Below are 23,446 nucleotides of genomic sequence, written 5' to 3'. Positions count from 1 at the left end.
TGGTACAAAAATTCTGAATGGTTGACCGCAGGGGGTACGCTTTCTAGAATCGCCCGACATTTTTGCCCGGAACTTACTTCCAGCCAATGTCGTCACCTATTCGTAAAGCCATCAATTCAGACGCATTGACCCGCTTGGCTCAAGTCATTGCGGTGGCTGTGTCCGCCACTCTGGCGGGCTGTTCCAGCCATGTGCCGCAGACCGAAGCGACACACACTCCGAATATCGCCGCTCGAGCCAAGCAGAAACCTGTCTGGCTCAGCGAAAAACCAACACCGCAAATTCCACAGGACGTCTGGGAGCGCATGCGCCAAGGCTTCCAGTTGCAGGACAACCTGGGCGTCAACCCGCGCATCGAGCAACAGCGCCTGTGGTTCGCCAGTAACCCGTCCTTCCTCGAAAACGCCGGCGAACGCGGCAGCCTCTACATTCACTACATCGTCGAACGCCTTGAAGAACGCAACATGCCGCTGGAACTGGCGCTGTTGCCGGTGATTGAAAGCGCCTACAACCCGATGGCCTATTCCCGGGCCGACGCGGTGGGTCTTTGGCAATTCATTCCGTCCACCGGGCGTTACTTCAACCTGCGTCAGACCCGCTTCTATGATGGCCGTCGCGACATCACCGCCTCGACCACCGCGGCCATGGATTACCTGAGCCGCCTGCACGACATGTTCAACGGCGACTGGCTACTGGCCCTGGCGGCCTACAACGCCGGCGAAGGCACGGTCAGCCGGGCCATCGAGCGCAACGAACGACTTGGCCTGCCGACCGACTACTGGAACCTGCCGCTGCCAGCGGAAACCCAGGCCTATGTGCCGAAGCTGCTGGCCCTGTCGCAAGTGGTCCTCGCACCCGACGCCTATGGCGTGAACCTCAACCCGATCGCCAACGAACCGTACTTCCAGGTCGTCGAAATCAACCAGCGCATGGACCTGTCCAAGGTTGCCGCCGTCGCCAACATCGACGAAGACGAACTGTTCCAGCTCAACCCGGCCTTCAAGCAGCGCACCACCATCGACGGTCCCCAGCATCTGCTGGTGCCAACGTCCAAGGCGCAACTGCTGACTGCCAGCCTGTCGACCATGCGTCCTGAAGAGTTGATCAGCCAGCGATCGCTCAAGCCGGTGTTCGAAGGGGCAGACGACAGCGAAATCGCCAGCCTCAAGCGCGCCTATCGGGTCAAACGCGGCGACAATCTCGGCACCATCGCCAAGGCCAACAAGGTCGAGGTCAAAGACCTGCAACGCTGGAACAAGTTGAACGGCAAAGACCTCAAGGTCGGCCAGACCCTGGTGATGCAGGACACCACCAAGCGCAAATCCGGGCGCATCAACACCGTGGTCGCGGTGAACAGCAAGACCAATGGCAAGGCAACCAACAAGACGCAACAGACCCAGTACAAGGTCAAGCAAGGCGACTCGCTGTACATGGTCGCCAAACGCTTCAACGTTGAAATGCAGCACCTCAAGCGCTGGAACCCTCGGGTTGGCCAGGCGCTGAAACCGGGGCAGATGCTGACGGTTGCTTCGCCGCATTAAGCAGCTTCGGGCAATGGGGCTTTTTTGTGGCGAGGGAGCTTGCTCCCGCTGGGTAGCGAAGCAACCCCAAAACCTGAAACCCGATGATTTCTGACTCCGCGCAGTCAGGTTTACGACTGCTTCGCAGCCGAGCGGGAGCAAGCTCCCTCGCCACAGGTTCTGCAATCCACCGGACCATCACCTCACAATTAACAACGCATTAACCCCCCGTCTTTTTCCAGTCGATACAAGCTGTTACTGTACGGCCCACAAAGCCCAAGCCGCCTGGATCGGATCTCTGACTTGAAGCGTCCCCTCCTCCTGCTCCTGATCAGCCTGGCCTTGAGCTCCCCCGCAAGCGCGACGATCAGCGAAAGCCATGGTTATGCGCAGTTCGGCACGCTCAAGTACCCGGCCAGATTTACCCACTTCGACTGGGTCAACCCGCAAGCGCCCAAGGGCGGTACGTTGCGGGTGATGGCGTTTGGCACCTTCGATACGCTCAACCCTTACACATTCAAAGGTTCGAGCCCGGTTTCCACCGCCAACTTCCTGCAATACGGCATCAACGAACTCAATGAACCGTTGATGGTCGGCACCGGCCAGTACGCGCCGTCCGGCGATGAACCGACCTCCAGTTATGGCCTGATTGCCCAATCGGTGGAATACAGCGAGGACCGCAGCTGGGTGGTGTTCAACCTGCGCCCCGAAGCGCGTTTCCACGATGGCACGCCGATCACCGCTTACGACGTGGCGTTCTCTTACCGTTTGCTGCTCAAGGAAGGTCACCCGCAATACCGCACCAACCTTCAGGAAGTGTCGCGGGTGGATATTCTCAACCCACGGCGCATCCGTTTCGTCTTCAAACGCTCCGGTAATCCGCTGCTGATCCTGCGCCTGGGCGAGTTGCCGGTGTTGCCCCAGCATTACTGGGAAGGTCGCGATTTCAAGGCCACCACCTTCGAGCCGCCATTGGGCAGCGGACCGTATCGCATCACCTCGGTAACGCCCGGGCGGCAGATCGTCTTCGAACGGGTCAAGGATTACTGGGGCAAAGACCTGCCGGTCAATCGCGGCAAGTACAACGTCGATCGCATGGAAGTCGAGTTCTACCGTGACAGCGACGTGGCTTTCGAAGCGTTCAAGGCCGGTGAGTTCGACATCTACATCGAACACCAGGCGAAGAACTGGGCCAACGGTTACAACTTCCCGGCCGTGCGCCGTGGCGATGTGATCAAGGCGCAAATCGCGCACCAGATCCCGACCCAGAGCCAGGGCCTGTTCATGAACAGCCGGCGGCCAACTTTCGCCGAGGTCAAGGTCCGCGAAGCGCTGGGGCTGATGTTCGACTTCGAATGGACCAACCGCACGCTGTTCAGCGGCGCCTACAAACGCGCCATGAGTTATTACCCCAACAGTGAGTTCTCTGCCACCGGGCTACCGGTCGGTCATGAGTGGCTGCTGCTCAAGCCCTATCGCGATCAGTTGCCCGCCAAGCTGCTCACCGAGCCGTTCAGCCTGCCGCAGACCGAAGGCCGCGGCATTCCGCGGGAAACCATGCGCAAGGCCCTGGAGCTGCTCGCCGAGGCCGGCTGGAAGCTCAACGGTCAGCGGCTACAGAACACCATCGGCCAACCGTTGCGTTTCGAGATCCTGCTGGTCAACCCGAACCTGGAGCGCATCCTTCAGCCCTACGTCGAAAACCTCGCCAGCATCGGCATCGACGCACGGCTGCGCACGGTCGATCGCGCCCAGTACAAACAACGCCTCGATCAGTTCGATTTCGACATGATCCTGATGACCCTCAACCAGACCCTCAGCCCGGGCCTGGAGCAATGGCAGTACTTCCACTCCAGCCAGGTCGGGGTCAAGGGCAGCAAGAATTACGCAGGTATCGCCAACCCGGTGGTCGACCATTTGCTCGAACAACTGCTCGCCGCCCAGACCCGTGATGCACAGGTCGCCGCCGGCAAGGCGCTCGACCGGGTGCTGCTGTGGCAGCACTACATCATTCCCAACTGGTACCTCAATTATCACCGCCTGGCCTACCGCAACCGGTTCGCCTTCGTCACCACGCCGCCCTACACCCTGGGCCTGAGCGCGTGGTGGCTGAAATCTTCGGAGAAAGATCGATGAAACCCGTACGCGCCCTGCTCTTGCAGGCCAGCGGTCTGTTGTTTGCCGGGCTGGCCTGCGCCGCCCCGCAACATGCCTTGACCCTGTACAACGAGCCGCCGAAATACCCGGCCGATTTCAAACATTTCGATTACGTAAACCCCGACGCGCCCAAGGGCGGGATCTTTCGCCAGGCCGGGTTCGGTGGCTTCGACAGCCTCAACCCGTTCATCAACAAAGGCGTGCCGGCCGACGACATCAGCATGATCTACGACACCCTGGCCAAACAGGGTCTGGATGAGCCGTTTACCGAATACGGCTTGATCGCCGGCAAAATCGAAAAAGCCCCGGACAACAGTTGGGTGCGCTTCTACCTGCGTCCCGAAGCACGCTTCCACGACGGCCATCCGGTACGTGCCGAAGATGTGGTGTTCAGCTTCCAGACCCTGATCAAGGACGGCGCCCCGCTCTTTCGCGGCTATTACAGCGACGTGGAGGACGTGGTCGCCGAAGACCCGCTCAAAGTGCTGTTCAAGTTCAAGCACAACAACAACCGTGAATTGCCGCTGATCCTCGGCCAGTTGCCGGTGCTGCCCAAGCATTGGTGGGCCACCCGCGATTTCAACAAGGGCAACCTGGAACTGCCGCTGGGCAGCGGCCCGTACAAGGTCAGCGAAGTCAAGGCCGGGCGGTCGGTGCGCTATGAGCGGGTCAAGGATTACTGGGGCAAGGACCTGCCGGTCAATCGCGGTTTCTACAACTTCGACGTGATGACCACTGACTACTACCGCGACAACACCGTCGCGCTGGAAGCGCTCAAGGCCGGTCAGTTCGACTTCTGGCTGGAATCGGCCGCGAAAAACTGGGCCAAGGCCTACAACATTCCGGCGGTGGCCGAAGGTCGGCTGATCAAGGAAGAAATCGCCAACGGCAACCCCACCGGCATGCAAGGCTTCGTGTTCAATCTGCGCCGCCCGGTGTTTCAGGATGTGCGCGTGCGTCAGGCACTGACCCTGTTGCTGGACTTCGAATGGACCAACAAGCAACTGTTCAACGGCGCCTACGCGCGCACCCGCAGTTACTTCGAAAACTCGGAAATGGCCGCCACCGGTCTCCCCGACGCCGATCAGTTGGCGATCCTGGACCCATTTCGCGGCAAGATTCCCGAGCAAGTGTTCAGCGAGGCGTTCCAGAACCCGGTGACCGACGCCAGCGGCATGATCCGCACTCAGCAGCGCAAGGCCTATCAACTGCTGCAAGAGGCCGGCTGGCGGATCGTCGACGACAAAATGGTCGACGCCACCGGCAAACCGGTGACCATCGAATTCCTGCTGGCCCAGACCGAGTTCGAGCGGGTGCTGCTGCCGTTCAAGCGCAACCTCAGCGACCTGGGCATCGACCTGGTGATCCGTCGCGTCGACGTCTCGCAATACATCAACCGCGTGCGCTCCCGGGACTTCGACATGATCGTCGGCAGCTTCCCTCAGTCCAACTCGCCGGGTAACGAACAGCGCGAGTTCTGGATGACCGCCGCGGCCGACAAACCGGGCAGCCGCAACTCCATGGGACTGAAAGACCCGGTGGTGGATCAACTGGTCGAGCAACTGATCAACGCCGACTCACGCCAAAGCCTGGTGGCCCACGCCAGGGCACTGGACCGGGTGCTGCAATGGGGCTACTACGTGATCCCCAACTGGCACATCAAGACCTGGCGCGTGGCGTACTGGAGCCACATCGGCCACCCGAAGGTTTCGCCCAAATATGACATCGGCATCAATACCTGGTGGGTCAAGCCCAACGCGACATTGCCGATAGAAGTCGAAACCAAACTGCAAGCCGACCCTGCGGGCACGGAGTAATCAGATGCTGGCGTATATTTTTCGGCGACTGCTGCTGATCATCCCGACCCTGCTCGGCATTTTGCTGATTAACTTCGTGATCATCCAGGCCGCCCCCGGTGGGCCGGTGGAACAGATGATCGCCAAGCTCGAAGGCTTCGAAGGCGCCACCAGCCGCATCGCCGGCGGCGGTGCCGAGGTGTCGGTGGCCGGCTCGGCCTATCGTGGGGCGCAAGGCCTGGACCCGGCGCTGGTCAAGGAAATCGAGCACATGTACGGCTTCGACAAATCGGCGCCGGAACGTTTGTGGATCATGATCAAGAACTACGCCACCCTGGACTTCGGCGACAGCTTCTTCCGCGACGCCAAGGTCATCGACCTGATCAAGGAAAAGATGCCGGTGTCGATCTCCCTGGGGCTGTGGAGCACGCTGATCATGTACCTGGTGTCGATTCCGCTGGGGATCGCCAAGGCGACGCGACACGGCAGCCACTTCGACGTCTGGACCAGTTCGGCGATCATCGTAGGTTACGCGATCCCGGCGTTCCTGTTCGCCATCCTGCTGATTGTGGTGTTCGCCGGCGGCAGCTATTTCGACTGGTTCCCGCTACGGGGCCTGACCTCGAACAACTTCGATGAGCTGAGCACTGGCGGCAAGATCCTCGATTACTTCTGGCATCTGGCGCTGCCGGTGACCGCATTGGTGATCGGCAACTTCGCGACCATGACGCTGCTGACCAAAAACAGCTTCCTAGATGAAATCAACAAGCAATACGTGGTCACCGCCAAGGCCAAGGGCCTGACACGCCATCGCGTGCTCTACGGCCATGTGTTTCGCAACGCCATGCTGCTGGTGATCGCCGGTTTTCCTTCGGCGTTCATCGGGATCTTTTTCACCGGCTCGTTGCTGGTGGAAGTGATTTTCTCCCTCGACGGCCTTGGCTTGATGAGTTTTGAGGCAGCGATCAACCGCGATTACCCGGTGGTTTTCGGCACGCTGTTTATCTTCACCCTGCTGGGGCTGGTGGTGAAATTGATCGGTGACCTCACTTACACCTTTGTCGATCCGCGCATCGACTTCGAAAGCCGGGAGCATTGAGATGAACCTGTCCCCTCTCAATCGCCGACGTTTCGAACTGTTCAAGGCCAACAAGCGTGGCTGGTGGTCGTTGTGGCTGTTCCTGATTCTGTTCGGCGCAAGCCTGGGTGCCGAACTGATCGCCAACGACAAACCGCTGGTGGTGCACTACGACAACGCCTGGTACTTCCCGGCCCTCAAGCGCTACCCGGAAACCGCGTTCGGCGGAGAATTCCCGCTGGAAGCCAACTACAAGAGCCCGTACATCCGCGAACTGCTCAAGGCCAAGGATGCCTGGGTCTTGTGGGCGCCGATCCCCTACAGCTACCAGAGCATCAACTACGACCTGAAAGTCCCGGCCCCCGCGCCGCCCTCGGCCGATAACCTGCTGGGCACCGACGATCAGGGCCGCGATGTGCTGGCCCGGGTGATTTACGGCTTCCGGATTTCGGTGCTGTTCGCTTTGACGCTGACCATCCTCAGCTCGATCATCGGCGTGATCGCCGGGGCCTTGCAGGGTTTTTATGGCGGCTGGGTGGATCTGGCCGGGCAGCGTTTTCTGGAGATCTGGTCCGGGTTGCCGGTGCTGTACCTGCTGATCATTCTGGCCAGTTTCGTGCAGCCAAATTTCTGGTGGCTGCTGGGGATCATGCTGTTGTTCTCGTGGATGAGCCTGGTGGATGTGGTGCGCGCCGAGTTCCTGCGCGGGCGGAACCTGGAATACGTGCGCGCGGCCCGGGCGCTGGGCATGCAGAATGGTGCGATCATGTTCCGCCACATCCTGCCCAACGCCATGGTCTCGACCATGACCTTCATGCCGTTCATCCTGACCGGCGCCATCGGCACGCTGACCGCCCTGGACTTCCTCGGCTTCGGCCTGCCGCCGGGCGCGCCGTCCCTGGGTGAACTGGTGGCCCAGGGCAAATCCAATCTGCAAGCGCCGTGGCTGGGTATGAGTGCGTTTGCGGTGCTGGCGCTGATGTTGAGTCTACTGGTGTTCATCGGCGAGTCCGCTCGCGATGCCTTCGACCCGAGGAAGTGAAATGAATCAGGACAATCTGATCGAAGTGCGCGACCTGGCCGTCGAATTTGTCGTCGGTGAACGCGTGCAGCGGGTGGTCGAGGGCGTCAGCTTCGACATCAAGCGCGGCGAAACCCTGGCGCTGGTGGGCGAAAGCGGATCCGGCAAATCGGTGACCGCCCACTCGATCCTGCGGCTGCTGCCCTACCCGCTGGCCCGGCACCCGTCCGGCACCATCACTTATTCCGACCGGAATCTGCTGGACCTGAAAGAGAAAACCATCCGCCACATCCGCGGCAACCGGATTGCGATGATCTTTCAAGAGCCGATGACCTCGCTCAATCCGCTGCATTCGATCGAAAAACAGATCAACGAAATCCTGGGCATCCACAAAGGCCTGACCGGTAAAGTCGCGACCAAGCGCACGCTGGAACTGCTGGAAATGGTCGGCATCCCCGAACCGCAGAAGCGTCTCAAGGCCCTGCCCCACGAATTGTCCGGCGGCCAGCGCCAGCGGGTGATGATCGCGATGGCCCTGGCCAATGAGCCGGAATTGCTGATCGCCGACGAACCGACCACGGCGCTGGACGTGACCGTTCAACTGAAAATTCTCGAACTGCTCAAGGAATTACAGGCCCGTCTGGGCATGGCGTTGTTACTGATCAGTCACGATTTGAACCTTGTACGAAGAATTGCGCATCGGGTATGTGTCATGCAGCGCGGTTGCATCGTCGAACAGGCATCGTGCGAAGAATTGTTCCGCGCGCCGCAGCATCCGTACACGCGGGAACTGCTGGCAGCGGAGCCCAGCGGCAAACCGGCGACCAATGTGATTGGCCCGCCGTTGCTTGCGGTCGAGGACTTGAAAGTCTGGTTCCCGATCAAGAAAGGCTTGCTGAAAAAGACCGTGGACCATATCAAAGCGGTCGACGGGATCAATTTCAGCCTGCCCCAGGGCCAGACCCTGGGGATTGTGGGAGAAAGCGGTTCCGGCAAGTCGACGCTCGGCCTGGCGATTTTGCGGCTGATCGGTAGCAAAGGCGTCATCCGTTTTGAAGGCAAGCAGCTAGACTGCCTGACGCAGCAACAGATTCGACCGCTGCGGCGGGAAATGCAGGTGGTGTTCCAGGACCCCTTCGGCAGCCTGAGCCCACGGATGTGCGTGAGCCAGATCGTCGGCGAAGGCCTGCGGATCCATAAGATGGGCACCGAGGCAGAACAGGAACAAGCGATTATTGCGGCACTCAAGGAGGTAGGTCTGGACCCGGAAACCCGGCACCGCTACCCCCATGAATTTTCCGGTGGGCAACGGCAAAGAATCGCCATTGCCCGGGCATTAGTGCTAAAACCGGCGTTGATTCTGCTGGACGAGCCGACGTCGGCCCTCGACCGCACCGTGCAACGCCAAGTGGTGGAGCTACTACGTTCACTGCAAACCAAGTACAACCTGACGTATTTGTTTATCAGCCATGACCTGGCTGTCGTCAAAGCGCTGAGCCACCAGTTGATGGTGGTCAAGCATGGCCAAGTGGTCGAACAGGGAGACGCGCAAAGTATCTTTGCCGCCCCCCAACATCCGTATACACAGCAGTTGCTGGAAGCCGCTTTTCTGGCACCAGCCACTGCGCAATAAACCTGAAAAGAGGAGCAACACATGGGTTTTCTCGCCGGTAAGCGCGTACTGATCGTCGGTGTCGCCAGCAAGCTGTCCATCGCATCCGGCATCGCTGCCGCCATGCATCGCGAGGGCGCTGAGCTTGCCTTCACTTATCAGAACGACAAACTCAAGGGTCGTGTCGAAGAATTCGCACAAGGCTGGGGCTCGAGCCCTGAGCTGTGCTTCCCGTGCGACGTGGCCAGCGACGAAGAAATCGCCAAGGTCTTCGAAGCACTGAGCAAGAAGTGGGACGGCCTGGACTGCATCGTGCACTCCGTCGGCTTCGCCCCGGGCGACCAACTGGACGGCGACTTCACCGAAGCCACCACCCGTGAAGGTTTCCGCATCGCTCACGACATCAGCGCCTACAGCTTCGTGGCCCTGGCCAAAGCTGGCCGCGAAATGATGAAAGGCCGCAATGGCAGCCTGCTGACCCTGTCGTACCTGGGTGCCGAGCGCACCATGCCGAACTACAACGTGATGGGCATGGCCAAGGCTTCTTTGGAAGCTGGCGTGCGTTACCTGGCCGGCTCCCTGGGCCCGGACGGTACTCGCGTGAACTGCGTATCGGCTGGCCCGATCCGCACCCTCGCCGCTTCCGGCATCAAGAACTTCCGCAAAATGCTGGCCGCCAACGAAGCGCAAACCCCGCTGCGTCGTAACGTCACCATCGACGAAGTCGGCAACGCCGGCGCCTTCCTGTGCTCGGACCTGGCGTCCGGCATCAGCGGCGAAATCATGTACGTAGACGGCGGCTTCAACACCACCGCCATGGGCAACATCGAAGAGTGATCTTCGGTTAGCCATTAAAAAACCCGCCTCTTCAGGCGGGTTTTTTTATGGCTTCAATTCCAGGATTGACGCGGTCAAATGTGGGAGCGGGCTTGCTCGCGAAAGCGGTGTGCCAGTCGACACTCTCTGTATGCCGTACACCGCCTTCGCGAGCAAGCCCGCTCCCACAGGGGTTAGCGTTTAGTCATCGATCTGTGTCAAACACCGCGCAAACAATTGCTGGATCGGTTGTGTGCGCTGGCTGTAACGCTGCAGCAACACGATCTCCCGATAGAACGTCAGTTCGCCCAATTCGATCACCCTCACCCTGGCGCCGTGTTCAAGCCAGAGCCCTGCCTTGGGCAGCAATGAAACGCCCAATCCGCACTCAACCATTTTCACGATGGCTTCCAGCTCATCCAGCTCAAGGGCCACGTGCACGTCGATCCGCTGCTCACGCAAAAATCGCGTGATCAAGCGTCCACCGAACGAGTTGCGGTCGTAGCGCACATGAGGATGGTCCGCCAGCAACTGCAGCGGGTCATCGCCTTCAAGGTTGGCTGGCACGACCAGCACGAACGGCTCCTTGCGAATCACCTGTGCCGACAACTCCTTGGGCAATTCGAACGGCGGCTTGATCAGGATCGCCAGATCCACTTCGCCGGTATCCACCTGACTCAACAGATTCAGCGACACACCGGGCACCAGCTTCGGTTCCAGCAGCGGTGCCTGTTGACGCAATCGTAACAACGCCTGGGGCAACAGCCCGGTCTGGACCGTAGCCACCGCACCAATCTTCAACTCGCCGCGATACTCGCTGACATCATCGCTGACGGCCATGCGACTGAAGGTTTCCAGCATCTCCCTGGCCATCGGCAACGCTCGTTGCCCTGCTGCATTGAGCAACGCCTGGCGCCCCGTTCGGTCGAACAAGCGAATCCCCAGCGCCTGTTCCAGATTGCGAATCTGCGCACTGACCGCCGACTGCGTGAGGCCGATGTGCATGCCCGCCGCAGCGAAGGTGCCATAGCGCGTCACGGCGATAAAAGTTTTCAGTTCTCGCAGCATGGATTTCTCGATTGATCGAAATAATTTGAGCTCGCTGCAAAAACTATCGTCTTTCAATCAAAAAGCACAGGACTAGACTGAGCTTCAACGTCCCACAGTTGAGGCAAACCCCATGCAACTCTCCCCTTTTCACCTGGCCATCCCGGTTTATGACCTGAGCGCCGCGCGCAGCTTTTACGGCACGGTATTCGGTCTGGAAGAAGGTCGCTCCAGCGACCATTGGGTCGATTTCAATTTCTTCGGCCATCAACTGGTCATTCACCTGGCGCCGAAAAACGCGTCTCAGGAAGCGGCCCACACCAATGCCGTGGATGGACATAACGTACCGGTTCCGCACTTTGGCGTAGTGCTGGGAATGGAGGAATGGGAAAACCTGGCCGAGCGTTTGAAGTCTCTGGGCACCCGTTTTGTGATTGAGCCGGGTATCCGCTTCCAGGGGCTGGTGGGCGAACAGGCCACGATGTTTCTCTTCGACCCCTGCGGCAACGCCTTGGAGTTCAAGGCGTTCAAGAACATCGACCAGTTGTTCGCCAAATGATCCGGGCACGTAGCAGCGGTCTTGCAAGACGCCATTCAACAATGACGGGCGTCGTGCAGCACCTTATCGACCAAGGCCAACAAGCCTTCCGCTGTCTGGTGTAGCCGAGGATCAAACTCGATCTGCCCGACACTGAAGCGAATGTCATAGCCACGATGCACCGTGGCATTGCGCTCATCGAGTATTTCCTCGAGCCGCGCTCTGACCGCCGAAACCTCCACCGCACTGGCGCCGGTCAACAAAGCGGCGAACTCATCGCTGCCGAGGCGGCCGATCACATCACTTTCACGAAAGGCGATGCGTAGCACATCGGCGAAGGTTTTCAGGGCATCGTCGCCCTCGGCACGACCGTACAGCTGATTGATGCGCTTGAAGTCATCAAGGTCGAAAAACAGCAGCGTCGCGGGTTTTCCCAACCGCTGACAGGCCTCCAGCCCTAACTGAGCCAAAGCCTCGAAGCCGTGACGATTGGAGAGCAGCGTCAACTCATCCATGCTCGCCATCTGCACGCCCATCAGCTCTTGCTCGGCCTTGCGCGCCAGGTCGCGCAATACATCGCGATCCTGCACTGCGCTGTCGAGAACGTTCGGCGCACGCAGGTCTGCGCCAGCGCCGGGTTTGATCGGTTTGCCTGGGGTTAACATCACTCGCTCCTTGATGGATATGAACGTTAGAGTCGTTCACACCCGGTATGACTCCCTATAAACGCGCCGCTGGTCAGCTACCCGCCAGCGGACACGGCCCTCCAGCGTCGGCCCAGAGTTTGAACTGGGTGACGAAAATATCGTGGGGCACCGGCACCGGCGCCCGTCCCTCACCCGGACGCCAGCCCCAAAGCACCAGCTTGTCCTCGCTGACATGCTTGATCAGTGCCGCAAAATCACGGTCGCCATTGCTGGAACGGTCCTTGATCATCGCGCACAACTTGTCGGGTGGCAGGCCGATCCAGGCCATTTTGTGCGCGGCCGGTGGCAGGCTCCAATGCGGTGCTCCGGGTGGAGCGTTGGGGCCATAGCTGGCCGGCGGATTGCGTTCGGCATGACAACTGGCACACGGCAAACCGGCAGCGCCCTTGCCGTCCAGGCCGCGAACCACATTCATTGCGTGAGGAACACCGGCGTCGAACTGCAACGGCGAATCGCCGGGGATATGACAGTTCTGACAACGCGGGCTCTGGAACACCTTCTGCACCGTCTCGAACGCCTTCACCGCCGCTTTATCATCAGCGAACAGGTCCGAGGTATAACCACCCAGGCCTATCAGCATCACCGCCCCCCAAAATATATGTCGTCTCATCTCACACCCCCGACAGTTGCAGCGGCAGTTCCCGCAGGCGCTGCCCGGTCAGGGCAAACACCGCGTTCGCCACGGCCGGCGCCACCGGAGGCACACCCACTTCGCCAATACCGCCCGGTTTGTCGCTGCTAGGGACGATATGCACCTCGACCACCGGCATCTCGTTCAGGCGCAGGACCTGATAGTCGTGATAATTGGACTGCTCCACCTGACCGTCCTTGAACGTCAGTTTGCTGTGCAAGGTAAAACTGAGACCAAAGGTGATGCCTGACTCCATCTGTGCGGCGATGCTCTGCGGATTGACCGCAATGCCGCAGTCCACCGCGCACACCACCCGGTGTACGCGAATCGCCAGGTTGTCCTGCGACACCTCGGCCACCTGAGCGACATAACTGCCGAAGGACTCATGCACCGCCACGCCCAATGCGTGGCCGTCCGGCAAGGGGGCTTTCCAGTTGGCTTTCTCCACCGCCAGATTCAGCACGCCCAAATGCCGTGGATGCGCCTTGAGCAGGGCTCGTCGGTACTCCACCGGATCCTTGCCGGCCGCGTCTGCCAGTTCGTCGATCAACGACTCCATGACAAATGCCGTGTGGGTGTGCCCCACCGACCGCAGCCACAGCACGCTGATGCCGGTTTGCGGTGAATGCAGTTCGACCTGGTGGTTGGCCAGGCCCTCAAGGTAAGGGCTGTCGGCCACGCCTTCGACGGAGGTTTTGTCGATGCCATCCTTGACCATAGTCGCCGCGAACGAGGTGCCAGTCAGAATCGACTGCCCGACCAGCACATGCTTCCAGGCCATTGGCATGCCGTCGGCATCCAGGCCGATGCGCGCTTGATGCAGGAACGCCGAGCGGTAATAACCGCCGCGAATGTCATCCTCTCGGGCCCAGACGGTTTTTACCGGCGCGCCCGCCGCTTTGGCGACGTACACGGCTTCGCTGACAAAATCCGAGGTCGGATTGGCCCGACGCCCGAAACCGCCACCGAGGAATTGGGTGTGGATCTCTACCTGTTCGGGTTTGAGCCCGGTGATCTTCCCCGCGATCATCTGATCCAGCGTCTGAAACTGCGTGCCGGTCCAGATTTCGCATTTGTCCTTGGAGATTTTCACCGTGCAATTGAGCGGCTCCATCGGCGCGTGGGCCAGGTACGGCACACTGTATTCAGCCTCAATCGTCTTCGCCGCTTTGCCTAGCGTCGCTGTCGCATCCCCGGCCTGACTGGCGGAAGTGCCGGGGGTGGCGGCGAGTTTACGGAAGCTTTCCAGCAGTTTCTGACTGTCGAGCCCGGCGTTCGGCCCCAGGTCCCATTCAACCTTCAGCGCATCGCGCCCCAGCTTCGCCGCCCAATAATGATCGGCAATCACCGCGACCCCCGTGGGCACCTGCACCACTTTGTGCACGCCCGGCACCGCCAGCGCCTCGGCGCCTTCGAAGGATTTGACGCCGCCGCCGAACACCGGCGGGCGAGCGACCATCGCCGTCATGAGTCCGTCGAATTGCACGTCCATGCCAAACTTCGCCTGCCCGGTGATTTTCTCCGGGGTGTCGAGGCGCTTGGTGGGTTTGCCGATGATCTTCCAGTCCTTGGCCTCCTTGAACTTGATCGAAGCCGGATCCGGCGCTGGCAGCTTGCCAGCGTCATCTGCCAATTCGCCGTAAGTGGCCCGTTTGTCGCCAGCCATGACCACGCCCGACTCGGTGCGGATCTGCGAAGGCGCCACGTCGAATCGCTTGGCCGCCGCCTCGATCAGCATCAAGCGCGCCGCCGCTCCAGCCTGGCGATAGCGGTCGAACTCCATCCAGGTCGACGTCGAACCGCCGGTGATCTGTATCCCGCCAAACGCCGGCAAGCCGTAATCGGCCGCCGAAGCCGGCGCATGTTCGACGCGGATTTTCGACCAGTCGGCGTCCAGCTCCTCGGCGATCAACATGGTCAGGCCGGTCCAGATGCCCTGGCCCATTTCCGAATGGCCGAGCAGCACGGTGATGCTGTTGTCGTTGCCAATGCGTAAAAAGGCATTGGGGGCAAAGACGTTTCCTTGATTCTCGGCGCCGAGGGCAAAGCGATTGGCACCCGGGATGACAAACGCCACCACCAGACCGCCGCCCAACACTGCGCTGCCCTTGAGAAAACCGCGACGCGAGACAGGGTTGATTCTGTTCATGGGTCAGCTCCCTTCGACGTGGTATCAACCGATCTCGGCGGCACGCTTGATCGCGGCGCGGATTCTTGGGTAGGTGCCGCAGCGGCAGATGTTGCCGGACAGCGCCTGGTCGATGTCACTGTCGGTGGGCTTGGGGATCTTCGCCAGCAGCGCTGCCGCCGACATGATCTGCCCCGACTGGCAATAACCGCACTGAACCACGTCGAGTTCGGCCCAGGCTTGCTGGACCGGGTGCGAGCCATCAGCGGACAAGCCTTCGATGGTGAGAATTTTCTGCCCGTGGGCTACCGCCGTGGCAGGCGTGATGCAAGAGCGCAGCGGCGCGCCGTCGACGTGTACGGTGCAGGCGCCACACTGGGCCATGCCACAACCGAATTTGGTGCCCGTCAGGTGCGCGACATCGCGCAGCACCCAGAGCAACGGCATGTCCGCCGGGACATCCAGTTCCTGGTCCTTGCCATTGATATTAAGGGTCAGCATTGCGGGTTTCCTCAGACTCACGGTGTTCTGAAGGGGCGCCTCTGCCTCGACGCCATCATTTTTTTGTAGGAGCGAGGCTTGCCCGCGAAGGCGTCTTTGCTGTCACACCGCGTTATCGTTCTTCGCGAGCAAGCTTCGCTCCTACAAGGTCGGCGGGTTACGCGCGCCTGGGTTATCCCTACAGCTAAGCGCAATTTGACCCGCAAGCCATGTTCATCGACCACCGGTCGCTGCTGCTACGGCCACCTAAAAGCAAACCAATATCATTTGCGAGACTTCCGGCCATTTGCTTTAATCGCGACCAATTCTTATTTGCACCCGCGACGCCGGTCGCCATGGACGTGTGCTCCCAATGACAATCGCCGACTTTTCTTCGGTTCAAAACCTCTATACCTGCCATCACCAATGGCTGTACGAGTTGTTGCGTCGACGCCTCAGCAATGCGATGGATGCCGCGGATCTCGCTCATGACACCTTCATGCGAGTACTCAAGCGGCCACAGGCGTTTGACTGCGACGTTCGAGAGCGCTCCTACCTGGCGACCATTGCTCGCGGTTTGTGCATTGATCACTGGCGTCGTCGGCAGTTGGAACACGCCTGGCTGCAGACCCTCGCCGCACGCCCTCCCGCCTTGCAACCGTCACCGGAACAACGGGCGATCATTGTCGAGACCCTGCACGAAGTGGACGCCCTGCTACAGCGCTTGCCCAAACGAGTCAGCGATGCATTTATCCTGGCTCAGTTGCACGGCATGCCCTATCGACTCATCGCCAGCGAGATCGGCGTGAGCGAGCGCATGGTCAAGAAGTACCTGGCCCAGGCAATGATGCACTGCGCGATCCTCGAGGCTGAACTCGATGGGTTGCTGATTGAATAACCCCATGCCCGCCGTCCCCTTGAAAAAACTCAGCCATGCCAGCCTCGAGCAAGCGGCTCAGTGGTATGTGCAACTCCACGACCCACAAGTAGCCGACCATGAACGCCTGCGCTGGCAGGATTGGCTGGCTCAAAGTGCTGACCATCAGGACGCCTGGCGCTACATCGAACGGGTCGGGCAACGCTTCACCCCGCTGCAACACGACAGCGAACAACAGGCGGTAAGCCAGGTCCTGCGCAGCACCGGGCGCTCGCCAATCAGTCGCCGCCAGACCCTCAAGAGCCTGTTGATCCTCACCGCTGGCAGCCTGACGGGATGGGCCGCCTGGCGCGGCACGCCGCTGCCGGAAACGCTCGGGCGGTTCACTGCCGACCTCGCGACCAGCACCGGGGAAACCCGCGAAACCGTGCTCAACGATGGCAGCCGGATCTGGCTGAATGCACTCAGTGCACTGAATATCCACTTCGCTGCCACGCAACGTTTGCTGCAGTTGCAGTGCGGCGAAGTGTTGATCGATACCGCCAAGGACCCCGGCCGACCGTTTTTGGTGGAAACCGCCCAAGGGCAACTGCGGGCGCTGGGTACCCGCTTCAGTGTTCGCCAGGAGGATCGACAGACGTTGCTGAACGTCTATGAAGGCGCGGTTGAAGTTCGCACCCGCCAAGGCGCGGTACAGGTTGTCGAGGCTGGTCGGCAACTGGCGTTCAGCGACAGCGCAATGGCGCTGAGCACCGCCGCCAGCCCCTCACGGGAAGCTTGGCGCCATGGCCTGCTACTGGCAGACAACCTGCCACTGGGCCAGTTGATCGACGAATTGAATCGCTACCGTCCGGGGCATTTGCACTGCGATCCGGAAGTCGCCGAGCTGCCGGTCATGGGCTCGTTCCCGCTCAAGGACACCGATCAGGCATTGCGCCTGCTGGAAGCGGCATTGCCGATCCGGGTGCAAAAAACCTTCCCCTGGTGGGTCAGCGTCGGCCCGAAAGCCTGAGTGGAAAAAACTCTTTTTCGGTAATGGGTTCCCTTTTGCCTTTCTCGTTCGGTTAACCCCTCAGAAGCACCTCACATTGCCGATCGAACTGATTCCAGGGAACGCCATGTCACGCAACGCCTTCACCCGCACTCGTTTTGCCCTGCGCCCCTTGGCGCTGGCTCTCCCGGCTGCATTTCTGAGCTTTTCGGCACCGTTCGCTCAAGCAGACACCACCGGCGCCAGTGAACAGTCCAGCCCCCGGACACGCCATTACGCGATAGCGGCGGGACCGTTGTCCAGCGTACTCAATCGCTTCGCCGAGCAGAGCGGAGTCTTCCTCGCCGGTCACAACGACCTCGCGGCCGGCAAGCGCAGCCCCGGCCTCGATGGCGACTACACCGACTCGCAAGCGTTGCAGCGACTGTTGCAAGGCAGCGGCCTGCAAGCCAACCCCCAGGGCAACGGCGGCTATGTGTTGCAAGCAGTACCTGCCTCGCAAGGTGCGCTGGAACTGGACGCCACGAACATTTCCGGTCAGGGGCTGGGCGCCACCACTGAAGACACTCATTCCTACACCACCGGTTCGACGTCTTCGGCTACAGGCCTGCCGCTGTCCCTGCGCGAAACACCGCAGTCGGTGACCGTCATCACCCGTCAGCAAATGGACGACCAGGGTTCCACCAGCATCGCCGACACCCTGCGCCGCGCCCCCGGCATCAGCGTGCAGAACTACGACAGTGAACGCTGGGAATTTTCCAGCCGTGGCCTGCCAATCACCAATTTCCAGTACGACGGCGTCAACACCGACTACGACGGTGTCTACGATTACGGCACCACCAGCACCGACATGGCGACCTTCGACCGCGTGGAAATCATCAAAGGCGCAACGGGCCTGATGACCGGTTCGGGCGATCCCTCGGCTACCGTCAACCTGATCCGCAAGCGGCCGACCAAGGAATTCAAGGCATCGATTGCCGGCACGGTCGGCTCCTGGGACAACTATCGCAGCGAAGGCGACATTTCCGGCCCGCTGACCGAAAGCGGCAACGTGCGCGGGCGGTTCGTCGGGGTCTATCAGGATCGCAGCGCCTACATGGATCACTACCAGAACACCAAGGACATCGCCTACGGCATCCTCGAAGTGGACCTGACCCCGGACACCCTGCTGACCTTCGGCATGGACCAGCAAAATACCCGTTCGCGCGGCGCCAGCTGGACCGGTTTCCCGATGTACTCCAGCGACGGCTCGCGCACCAACTTCTCTCGTTCCTTCAACCCGGCCACCGACTGGAGCCGTCGCGACTTCACCAACCAGACGATTTTCGCCTCCGTGGAACAACGACTGGCCAACGACTGGACGCTGAAAGTCAGCTACGACCGCAAACACCGCCAGCACGACACCCTGCTCGGCTCGGCCAGCGGCGGCAATCCGGACCCGGTCACCGGTAACGGCATGTTCATGTACATGGGCAAGTTCAAGGGCGATCAGGTTCAGGACAACATCGACATCAACCTCACCGGCCCTTTCAGCCTGTTCGGTCGCGAGCATGATTTGATCGCCGGTTTCATGTCGATGAACGCCCGCCAGGACATTCCAGTGCACGGTTCGGTCTATCCGGCCCTGGACGGCAGTATCTTCGACTGGCGCGGCGAGTTCCCCAAACCGGACATCCCGCGCGTCGGCGATAACGACATCGTCCAGCGCCAGACCGGCGCCTACCTGGCCACCCGGCTCAAGCCCACCGATGATCTGTCGGTGATCCTCGGCGGCCGGGTCAGCGACTTCAAGGGCAGCGACCACCTCGACTACAGCGATCCGAACACGCCCGACGTGCGCGACGGTTATCGCCAGACTGGCGTAGTCACCCCTTACGCCGGGCTGATCTACGACCTCAACGATACTTACTCGCTGTACACCAGTTACACCAGCATCTATCAGCCGCAAATGAGCAAGGACGCCGCGCGCCAACTGCTCGACCCGGTGGAAGGCGACAGCTACGAAGCCGGCATCAAGGCCGAATACTTCGGTGGGCGCCTCAATGCCAGTTTCGCGGTGTTCCGCATTGAACAGGACAACATCGCCCAGTATGTCAGCGGCTTCGAAACCGAGTCGGTGTACACGGCCGTTCAGGGCGGGACCACCAAAGGCTTCGAGTTCGAACTGGCCGGTGAAGTGATGGAAGGCTGGAACCTGTCGGCCGGTTACACCTATAACCATACCCGCGATGCCAAAGGCGATTACGTCTACGGCTCGGTGCTGCAAACCACCGCCCCGGAACAAGTGGTGCGCGTCTTCAGCACCTATCGACTGCCCGGCGCATGGGAAAACCTGACCGTCGGCGGCGGTGTGAACTGGCAAAGCGAGTTTTTCGGCAACGTGTTCCAGCCCAACCCCGCCGACACCGTCAACTTCGGCCAGTACTCACGCATCACCCAGGACAGCTACTACCTGGTGGACCTGATGGCACGCTATCGCTTCAACGATCACCTGAGCGCGACCGTCAACGTCAAGAACCTGTTCGACAAGAACTATTACACGGGGCTCGGCAATTTCGGCACCGGTTTCTACGGCGAACCACGCAGCTTGCAACTGACGACCAAGTGGGATTTCTGAGCCCTGCTTCAACGGCTGCCGAAGGATCGGCAGTTTCTTGTGAGTTGTCGATCTACGGCGCCACCGGGTGACCACAGGCTGACTACGCTGATAATCCAGAGTGATTAACCCGCAGAGGAGCACCGCCATGCACCGCGTTCAAAAACTCACGCCTTGCCTGTGGTTCGACGATCAGGCCGAGGAAGCCGCGAAGTTTTACTGCGCGATCTTCGATCATTCAAAAATTGCCGGCATCACCCATTACGGCAAGGCCGGTCAGGAAATCCATGGCCGGCCGGAAGGTTCGGTGATGACCGTCAGTTTCGAGCTCGATGGGCAGAGCTTCACAGGCCTTAACGGTGGCCCGGTGTTCAAGTTCAATGAGGCGATCTCATTCCAGGTCAATTGCCACACTCAGGAAGAAGTCGACCACTTCTGGGGGCGCCTGTCTGCGGGCGGTCCCGTTGAAGCCCAGCAATGCGGCTGGCTCAAGGACAAATTCGGCGTGTCGTGGCAGATCGTGCCGGTCGCTCTGATGGACATGATGAAAGACCCCGACACAGCCAAATCCCAGCGCGCCATGGCGGCAATGCTGCAAATGAAAAAACTCGACATCGCCACGCTGCAACGAGCCTTTGACGACGAGAACTAATACACTCCGAAGCAGAACCGCCGAGGACACCGAGATGAAGCACACCGTCGCCAAAGATGCAGACAAAGCCCCGCGCTTCTGGCGCGACGACGCCCTGCCCTTCATCGAGGCCCGTTCCATCGCCGACGGTCGCGAGGTCTGCTACGCCCGGCATTCCCACGAACACTTTTCCATCGGGGCGATCACCGCCGGGCGCAGCACCTATATACACGAGCAATCGGAATTTCAGGTCAGTGCCGGCACCGTGGTGCTGATGAATCCGGGCGATGTGCATGCCTGCAATCCGATCGACGACCAGCCCTGGTCGTACCTGATGCTGTACGTCGAGACGCCTTGGCTGACCGATTTGCAGCATCAGCTCGGCTTCAGCCAGGACTCGGCGTTTCGCCGGTTCTCCATCACCCACAATCGTGACATCGAGCTGTTCGCCGGGCTGAAGAATCTGTACGAGGTATTGGTCGATCCGCAGCAAGACGTGTTGTACAAGCACAGCGCGGCGGTGGAGTTTTTCACCGAGGTGCAACAGCGGCTCAACCCCGTCGATCAACCGCTGCGCGAACCCAATTTCAAGCTGGAACGGGCCGCCGCCTATATCCGCGACAACTGCACGCAGATGCTCAAGCTCGAGGATATTTGCGAGGCGGCTCAACTGTCGCCGTCGTACCTGATCCGCGCGTTCAAGCAGCATTACGGCATGACGCCCCATGCGTTCCTGGTCAACCGGCGCATCCAGTTCGCCCGGGATCGACTGCGCAGCGGCAAGTTGATCGCCGATGTGGCGCTGGAAGCGGGGTTTGCCGACCAGGCGCATTTTCAACGAGCGTTCAAACAGCATCTGGCGGCGACACCAGGGCAGTATCGCGGCTAACTCAAACGACTCACCCCCCCTGTGGGAGCGGGCTTGCTCGCGAAGGCGTCAGATCAGTCGACATCAATGTTGAATGACACACCGCTTTCGCGAGCAAGCCCGCTCCCACAGGAGAGCCTAATGGCAATAAAATTTATGCCGCCCCCCCCTTAACCTACGGCAACAGCAAATACCCCGCACTCACCGCCAGCAACAACGCCATGACCCGATTGAACAGGCGCATCCCCGCCGGGTTACTCAGATAGCCGCGCAAAAACGTCCCGGCATACGCCCAGCACCCCACCGACAAGTAGCAAATCACCAGATACACCGCCGCAAACTGCCACACCAACCGCGCCTCGCCGTCGGCGACAAACGCGCCCATCCCCGCCACGCAGGCCAGCCAGGCTTTCGGGTTGAGCCATTGCATCACCGCGCCATACAGCATCGATGGCGCCCGCCCCGACTCCTTGGTATCGAGCTGACCGTTATCAGTGGCCAATTTGAAAGCCATGAACAACAGAAACGCCACGCCGGCCAGTTGCACCACCCGTGTCATGAACGGCCACAGTTTCAGCAGTTCATGCAGCCCCAACCCCATCAGCACCAGCAACAACACGAACCCCAGGGTCGCCCCGGCCACATGCCGCTGACTGGCGCGAAAGCCGAACTGCGCTCCGGAGCTCAACGCTACGATGTTCACCGGACCAGGGGTAATGGAAGCGGCCAACGCAAACGCGGCCATGGAAAGAACCAGACTCATTGCATACCTTCTTCAATTCAGTTGAACCAAGCCTCAAGGTAAAGAGCCGCCCGTGCGACGTATTGAAGAAAACTCCCCTCTGCGTCATTGCAAGCCTGCCGCGATGCGCCTTGTGGCGAGCCTATACTCTAAGAGTTGGCACACTCGAAGCGACCTGCAATCGTGTTTGATCTACGGGGTATCGCGTTGAGTGATCATTCACGCAGGCCACGGCCTGCCTTCGTCGTAGGGAGGAAAAGATCATGGCGCGTAAATACATCGACTGCCGCGAGTTTCCAAGCGATTCCAAATGTTCGGTCGCGCTGTCCGCAGACTCTGAAAACGAACTGCTCGAGGCCGCCGCACAGCATGCGGTCAGCGTTCACAAACACACCGACTCGCCGGAACTGCGTGCGCAACTGAAGACGATGTTTCACGACGGTACTCCGCCTGTTGAAGCACCGCGTCCCGCGTAGGAGCTGCCGAAGGCTGCGATCTTTTGATCTTGATCTTCATCAGGACCGCCGGGAACATAAAAAGGGACACATAAAAAGGGACAGACCACGATTTAAGGCATATGCCGAGCAATCGTGGTCTGCCCCCAGTTTTTCTGTCACGTCAACAGGCCGAAAAGTGGCCGATGGTCGTTGCATTTCGCCCGTCCCCAGCGTTTGGCTAAGCTGAATAAACCGGGACGAACTGAAACCTTGGTAATAGCGACCATCAACGGATCTGGATTGGCATCAAGACGGTAACTCCCAAAGGAGACGACCATGTATGCGGTTATAAGAACCTACCTGGGTGCTGGAGCAAAACAGCTTTTCGATCTATTGGAAGAGCGCAAGGCCGACGTCGAAGCTACCCTGCGGACAGTGCCAGGCTTGGTAAGCTACACACTGCTGAACACGGGTGATGGCGGTACGGCGGTGACTGTTTGCACGGACAAGACCGGCAGCGATGCGAGCTTGAAAGTCGCACGCGACTGGATTCAGAAAAATGCCTCGAATATTCACGCAAACCCGCCGATCGTGACGGAAGGTCCGGTCATTGTGCAGATCAAATAGCGCGTCTTTCCGGTTGATCGCATTAAAAGGGACCAGCATTCAATGCCAGCCAGTTAAGGCGCAGAACCTGTGGGAGCGGGCTTGCTCGCGAAGGCGTCAGGTCAGTCGACATAAATGTTGAATGACACACCGCTTTCGCGAGCAAG

At 60.1% G+C, this 23,446-nt stretch carries 21 protein-coding genes; 15 read left to right on the top strand and 6 right to left on the bottom strand.

Features of this window, described 5'->3' with window-relative positions; genetic code table 11:
* Window positions 1-86: 86 nt before the first annotated feature.
* The 7 genes from PMI36_RS07025 to fabI all read left to right on the top strand — a co-directional run bounded on the left by PMI36_RS07025 (window position 87) and on the right by fabI (window position 10,021).
* Window positions 87-1,541: a transglycosylase SLT domain-containing protein gene (locus PMI36_RS07025; protein ID WP_008074387.1), complete on the top strand. Its 1,455-nt coding sequence runs from the start codon at window positions 87-89 to the stop codon at window positions 1,539-1,541.
* A 282-nt stretch (window positions 1,542-1,823) separates the two neighbouring features.
* Window positions 1,824-3,656: an extracellular solute-binding protein gene (locus PMI36_RS07030; protein WP_008074385.1), complete on the top strand. Its 1,833-nt coding sequence runs from the start codon at window positions 1,824-1,826 to the stop codon at window positions 3,654-3,656.
* Window positions 3,653-5,494 carry an extracellular solute-binding protein gene (locus tag PMI36_RS07035; RefSeq protein WP_008074380.1) on the top strand — a complete coding sequence of 614 codons (1,842 nt, stop codon included), beginning with the start codon at window positions 3,653-3,655 and terminating at the stop codon, window positions 5,492-5,494. Before PMI36_RS07030 ends, PMI36_RS07035 begins: the two co-directional genes overlap by 4 nt.
* A gap of 4 nt (window positions 5,495-5,498) precedes the next feature.
* Entirely contained in the window at window positions 5,499-6,572 is a 1,074-nt protein-coding gene (locus PMI36_RS07040) for a microcin C ABC transporter permease YejB (RefSeq protein WP_007906757.1), read from the top strand.
* A gap of 1 nt (window position 6,573) precedes the next feature.
* Window positions 6,574-7,593, top strand: coding sequence for an ABC transporter permease (locus tag PMI36_RS07045; RefSeq protein WP_008074378.1), 1,020 nt, complete (start codon window positions 6,574-6,576; stop codon window positions 7,591-7,593).
* 1 nt (window position 7,594) lies between these two features.
* Window positions 7,595-9,205 carry an ABC transporter ATP-binding protein gene (locus PMI36_RS07050; protein ID WP_008074366.1) on the top strand — a complete coding sequence of 537 codons (1,611 nt, stop codon included), beginning with the start codon at window positions 7,595-7,597 and terminating at the stop codon, window positions 9,203-9,205.
* 21 nt (window positions 9,206-9,226) lie between these two features.
* Window positions 9,227-10,021 carry an enoyl-ACP reductase FabI gene (fabI, locus tag PMI36_RS07055; RefSeq protein WP_007906751.1) on the top strand — a complete coding sequence of 265 codons (795 nt, stop codon included), beginning with the start codon at window positions 9,227-9,229 and terminating at the stop codon, window positions 10,019-10,021.
* Window positions 10,022-10,201: 180 nt separating this feature from the next.
* Here the strand turns inward: fabI and PMI36_RS07060 are convergent, their stop codons facing one another.
* Window positions 10,202-11,068: a LysR family transcriptional regulator gene (locus tag PMI36_RS07060; protein ID WP_008074363.1), complete on the bottom strand. Its 867-nt coding sequence runs from the start codon at window positions 11,066-11,068 to the stop codon at window positions 10,202-10,204.
* Between the two features lie 112 nt (window positions 11,069-11,180).
* Between PMI36_RS07060 and PMI36_RS07065 the strand changes: the two genes are divergently transcribed.
* Window positions 11,181-11,606, top strand: a complete 426-nt coding sequence (locus PMI36_RS07065; RefSeq protein ID WP_008014538.1) for a VOC family protein — start codon at window positions 11,181-11,183, stop codon at window positions 11,604-11,606.
* 35 nt (window positions 11,607-11,641) lie between these two features.
* Here the strand turns inward: PMI36_RS07065 and PMI36_RS07070 are convergent, their stop codons facing one another.
* The 4 genes from PMI36_RS07070 to PMI36_RS07085 all read right to left on the bottom strand — a co-directional run bounded on the left by PMI36_RS07070 (window position 11,642) and on the right by PMI36_RS07085 (window position 15,552).
* The gene (locus PMI36_RS07070; protein WP_008074361.1) at window positions 11,642-12,250 is read right to left on the bottom strand and encodes a GGDEF domain-containing protein; all 609 of its coding nucleotides are present in this window, start codon (window positions 12,248-12,250) and stop codon (window positions 11,642-11,644) included.
* A 73-nt stretch (window positions 12,251-12,323) separates the two neighbouring features.
* Window positions 12,324-12,902, bottom strand: a complete 579-nt coding sequence (locus tag PMI36_RS07075; RefSeq protein WP_032830584.1) for a hypothetical protein — start codon at window positions 12,900-12,902, stop codon at window positions 12,324-12,326.
* 1 nt (window position 12,903) lies between these two features.
* Window positions 12,904-15,072 carry a xanthine dehydrogenase family protein molybdopterin-binding subunit gene (locus PMI36_RS07080; protein ID WP_008074358.1) on the bottom strand — a complete coding sequence of 723 codons (2,169 nt, stop codon included), beginning with the start codon at window positions 15,070-15,072 and terminating at the stop codon, window positions 12,904-12,906.
* 24 nt (window positions 15,073-15,096) lie between these two features.
* Window positions 15,097-15,552, bottom strand: a complete 456-nt coding sequence (locus PMI36_RS07085; RefSeq protein WP_008014528.1) for a (2Fe-2S)-binding protein — start codon at window positions 15,550-15,552, stop codon at window positions 15,097-15,099.
* Window positions 15,553-15,904: 352 nt separating this feature from the next.
* Here PMI36_RS07085 and PMI36_RS07090 point away from each other — a divergent pair, with 352 nt between their 5' ends.
* The 5 genes from PMI36_RS07090 (at window position 15,905) to PMI36_RS07110 (ending at window position 21,515) form a co-directional block, all read left to right on the top strand.
* The gene (locus tag PMI36_RS07090) at window positions 15,905-16,429 is read left to right on the top strand and encodes a sigma-70 family RNA polymerase sigma factor (protein ID WP_007906918.1); all 525 of its coding nucleotides are present in this window, start codon (window positions 15,905-15,907) and stop codon (window positions 16,427-16,429) included.
* 4 nt (window positions 16,430-16,433) lie between these two features.
* On the top strand, window positions 16,434-17,420 hold the full coding sequence (locus PMI36_RS07095; RefSeq protein ID WP_008074357.1) for a FecR domain-containing protein: 987 nt from the start codon (window positions 16,434-16,436) through the stop codon (window positions 17,418-17,420).
* 106 nt (window positions 17,421-17,526) lie between these two features.
* Window positions 17,527-20,016: a TonB-dependent siderophore receptor gene (locus PMI36_RS07100; RefSeq protein WP_008074356.1), complete on the top strand. Its 2,490-nt coding sequence runs from the start codon at window positions 17,527-17,529 to the stop codon at window positions 20,014-20,016.
* Between the two features lie 127 nt (window positions 20,017-20,143).
* Complete coding sequence (locus tag PMI36_RS07105; protein ID WP_008074355.1) at window positions 20,144-20,647, top strand: VOC family protein; 504 nt, start codon at window positions 20,144-20,146, stop codon at window positions 20,645-20,647.
* 34 nt (window positions 20,648-20,681) lie between these two features.
* Entirely contained in the window at window positions 20,682-21,515 is an 834-nt protein-coding gene (locus tag PMI36_RS07110) for an AraC family transcriptional regulator (RefSeq protein ID WP_008074353.1), read from the top strand.
* 154 nt (window positions 21,516-21,669) lie between these two features.
* Here PMI36_RS07110 and PMI36_RS07115 read toward each other — a convergent pair whose 3' ends face one another.
* On the bottom strand, window positions 21,670-22,257 hold the full coding sequence (locus tag PMI36_RS07115; RefSeq protein WP_008074352.1) for a LysE family translocator: 588 nt from the start codon (window positions 22,255-22,257) through the stop codon (window positions 21,670-21,672).
* Window positions 22,258-22,499: 242 nt separating this feature from the next.
* Between PMI36_RS07115 and PMI36_RS07120 the strand changes: the two genes are divergently transcribed.
* Entirely contained in the window at window positions 22,500-22,712 is a 213-nt protein-coding gene (locus PMI36_RS07120) for a DUF1059 domain-containing protein (RefSeq protein ID WP_008074349.1), read from the top strand.
* A gap of 297 nt (window positions 22,713-23,009) precedes the next feature.
* The gene (locus PMI36_RS07125; RefSeq protein ID WP_008074347.1) at window positions 23,010-23,300 is read left to right on the top strand and encodes a hypothetical protein; all 291 of its coding nucleotides are present in this window, start codon (window positions 23,010-23,012) and stop codon (window positions 23,298-23,300) included.
* The last annotated feature ends 146 nt before the right edge of the window (window positions 23,301-23,446 follow it).

Origin of the sequence: Pseudomonas sp. GM79, assembly GCF_000282495.1 — a bacterium.
GTDB lineage: Bacteria > Pseudomonadota > Gammaproteobacteria > Pseudomonadales > Pseudomonadaceae > Aquipseudomonas.
Note: the sequence above shows the minus strand (reverse complement) of the source record. Positions and strands in the feature narration are given on the sequence as shown.

Bases quoted from the DNA above. Each gene is read 5' to 3' on its own strand.
- PMI36_RS07025 (WP_008074387.1), top strand. From the start codon at position 87: ATGTCGTCACCTATTCGTAAAGCCATCAATTCAGACGCATTGACCCGC.
- PMI36_RS07035 (WP_008074380.1), top strand. From the start codon at position 3,653: ATGAAACCCGTACGCGCCCTGCTCTTGCAGGCCAGCGGTCTGTTGTTT.
- PMI36_RS07040 (WP_007906757.1), top strand. From the start codon at position 5,499: ATGCTGGCGTATATTTTTCGGCGACTGCTGCTGATCATCCCGACCCTG.
- PMI36_RS07045 (WP_008074378.1), top strand. From the start codon at position 6,574: ATGAACCTGTCCCCTCTCAATCGCCGACGTTTCGAACTGTTCAAGGCC.
- PMI36_RS07050 (WP_008074366.1), top strand. From the start codon at position 7,595: ATGAATCAGGACAATCTGATCGAAGTGCGCGACCTGGCCGTCGAATTT.
- fabI (WP_007906751.1), top strand. From the start codon at position 9,227: ATGGGTTTTCTCGCCGGTAAGCGCGTACTGATCGTCGGTGTCGCCAGC.
- PMI36_RS07060 (WP_008074363.1), bottom strand. From the start codon at position 11,068: ATGCTGCGAGAACTGAAAACTTTTATCGCCGTGACGCGCTATGGCACC.
- PMI36_RS07065 (WP_008014538.1), top strand. From the start codon at position 11,181: ATGCAACTCTCCCCTTTTCACCTGGCCATCCCGGTTTATGACCTGAGC.
- PMI36_RS07070 (WP_008074361.1), bottom strand. From the start codon at position 12,250: ATGTTAACCCCAGGCAAACCGATCAAACCCGGCGCTGGCGCAGACCTG.
- PMI36_RS07075 (WP_032830584.1), bottom strand. From the start codon at position 12,902: ATGAGACGACATATATTTTGGGGGGCGGTGATGCTGATAGGCCTGGGT.
- PMI36_RS07080 (WP_008074358.1), bottom strand. From the start codon at position 15,072: ATGAACAGAATCAACCCTGTCTCGCGTCGCGGTTTTCTCAAGGGCAGC.
- PMI36_RS07085 (WP_008014528.1), bottom strand. From the start codon at position 15,552: ATGCTGACCCTTAATATCAATGGCAAGGACCAGGAACTGGATGTCCCG.
- PMI36_RS07090 (WP_007906918.1), top strand. From the start codon at position 15,905: ATGACAATCGCCGACTTTTCTTCGGTTCAAAACCTCTATACCTGCCAT.
- PMI36_RS07095 (WP_008074357.1), top strand. From the start codon at position 16,434: ATGCCCGCCGTCCCCTTGAAAAAACTCAGCCATGCCAGCCTCGAGCAA.
- PMI36_RS07100 (WP_008074356.1), top strand. From the start codon at position 17,527: ATGTCACGCAACGCCTTCACCCGCACTCGTTTTGCCCTGCGCCCCTTG.
- PMI36_RS07105 (WP_008074355.1), top strand. From the start codon at position 20,144: ATGCACCGCGTTCAAAAACTCACGCCTTGCCTGTGGTTCGACGATCAG.
- PMI36_RS07110 (WP_008074353.1), top strand. From the start codon at position 20,682: ATGAAGCACACCGTCGCCAAAGATGCAGACAAAGCCCCGCGCTTCTGG.
- PMI36_RS07115 (WP_008074352.1), bottom strand. From the start codon at position 22,257: ATGAGTCTGGTTCTTTCCATGGCCGCGTTTGCGTTGGCCGCTTCCATT.
- PMI36_RS07120 (WP_008074349.1), top strand. From the start codon at position 22,500: ATGGCGCGTAAATACATCGACTGCCGCGAGTTTCCAAGCGATTCCAAA.
- PMI36_RS07125 (WP_008074347.1), top strand. From the start codon at position 23,010: ATGTATGCGGTTATAAGAACCTACCTGGGTGCTGGAGCAAAACAGCTT.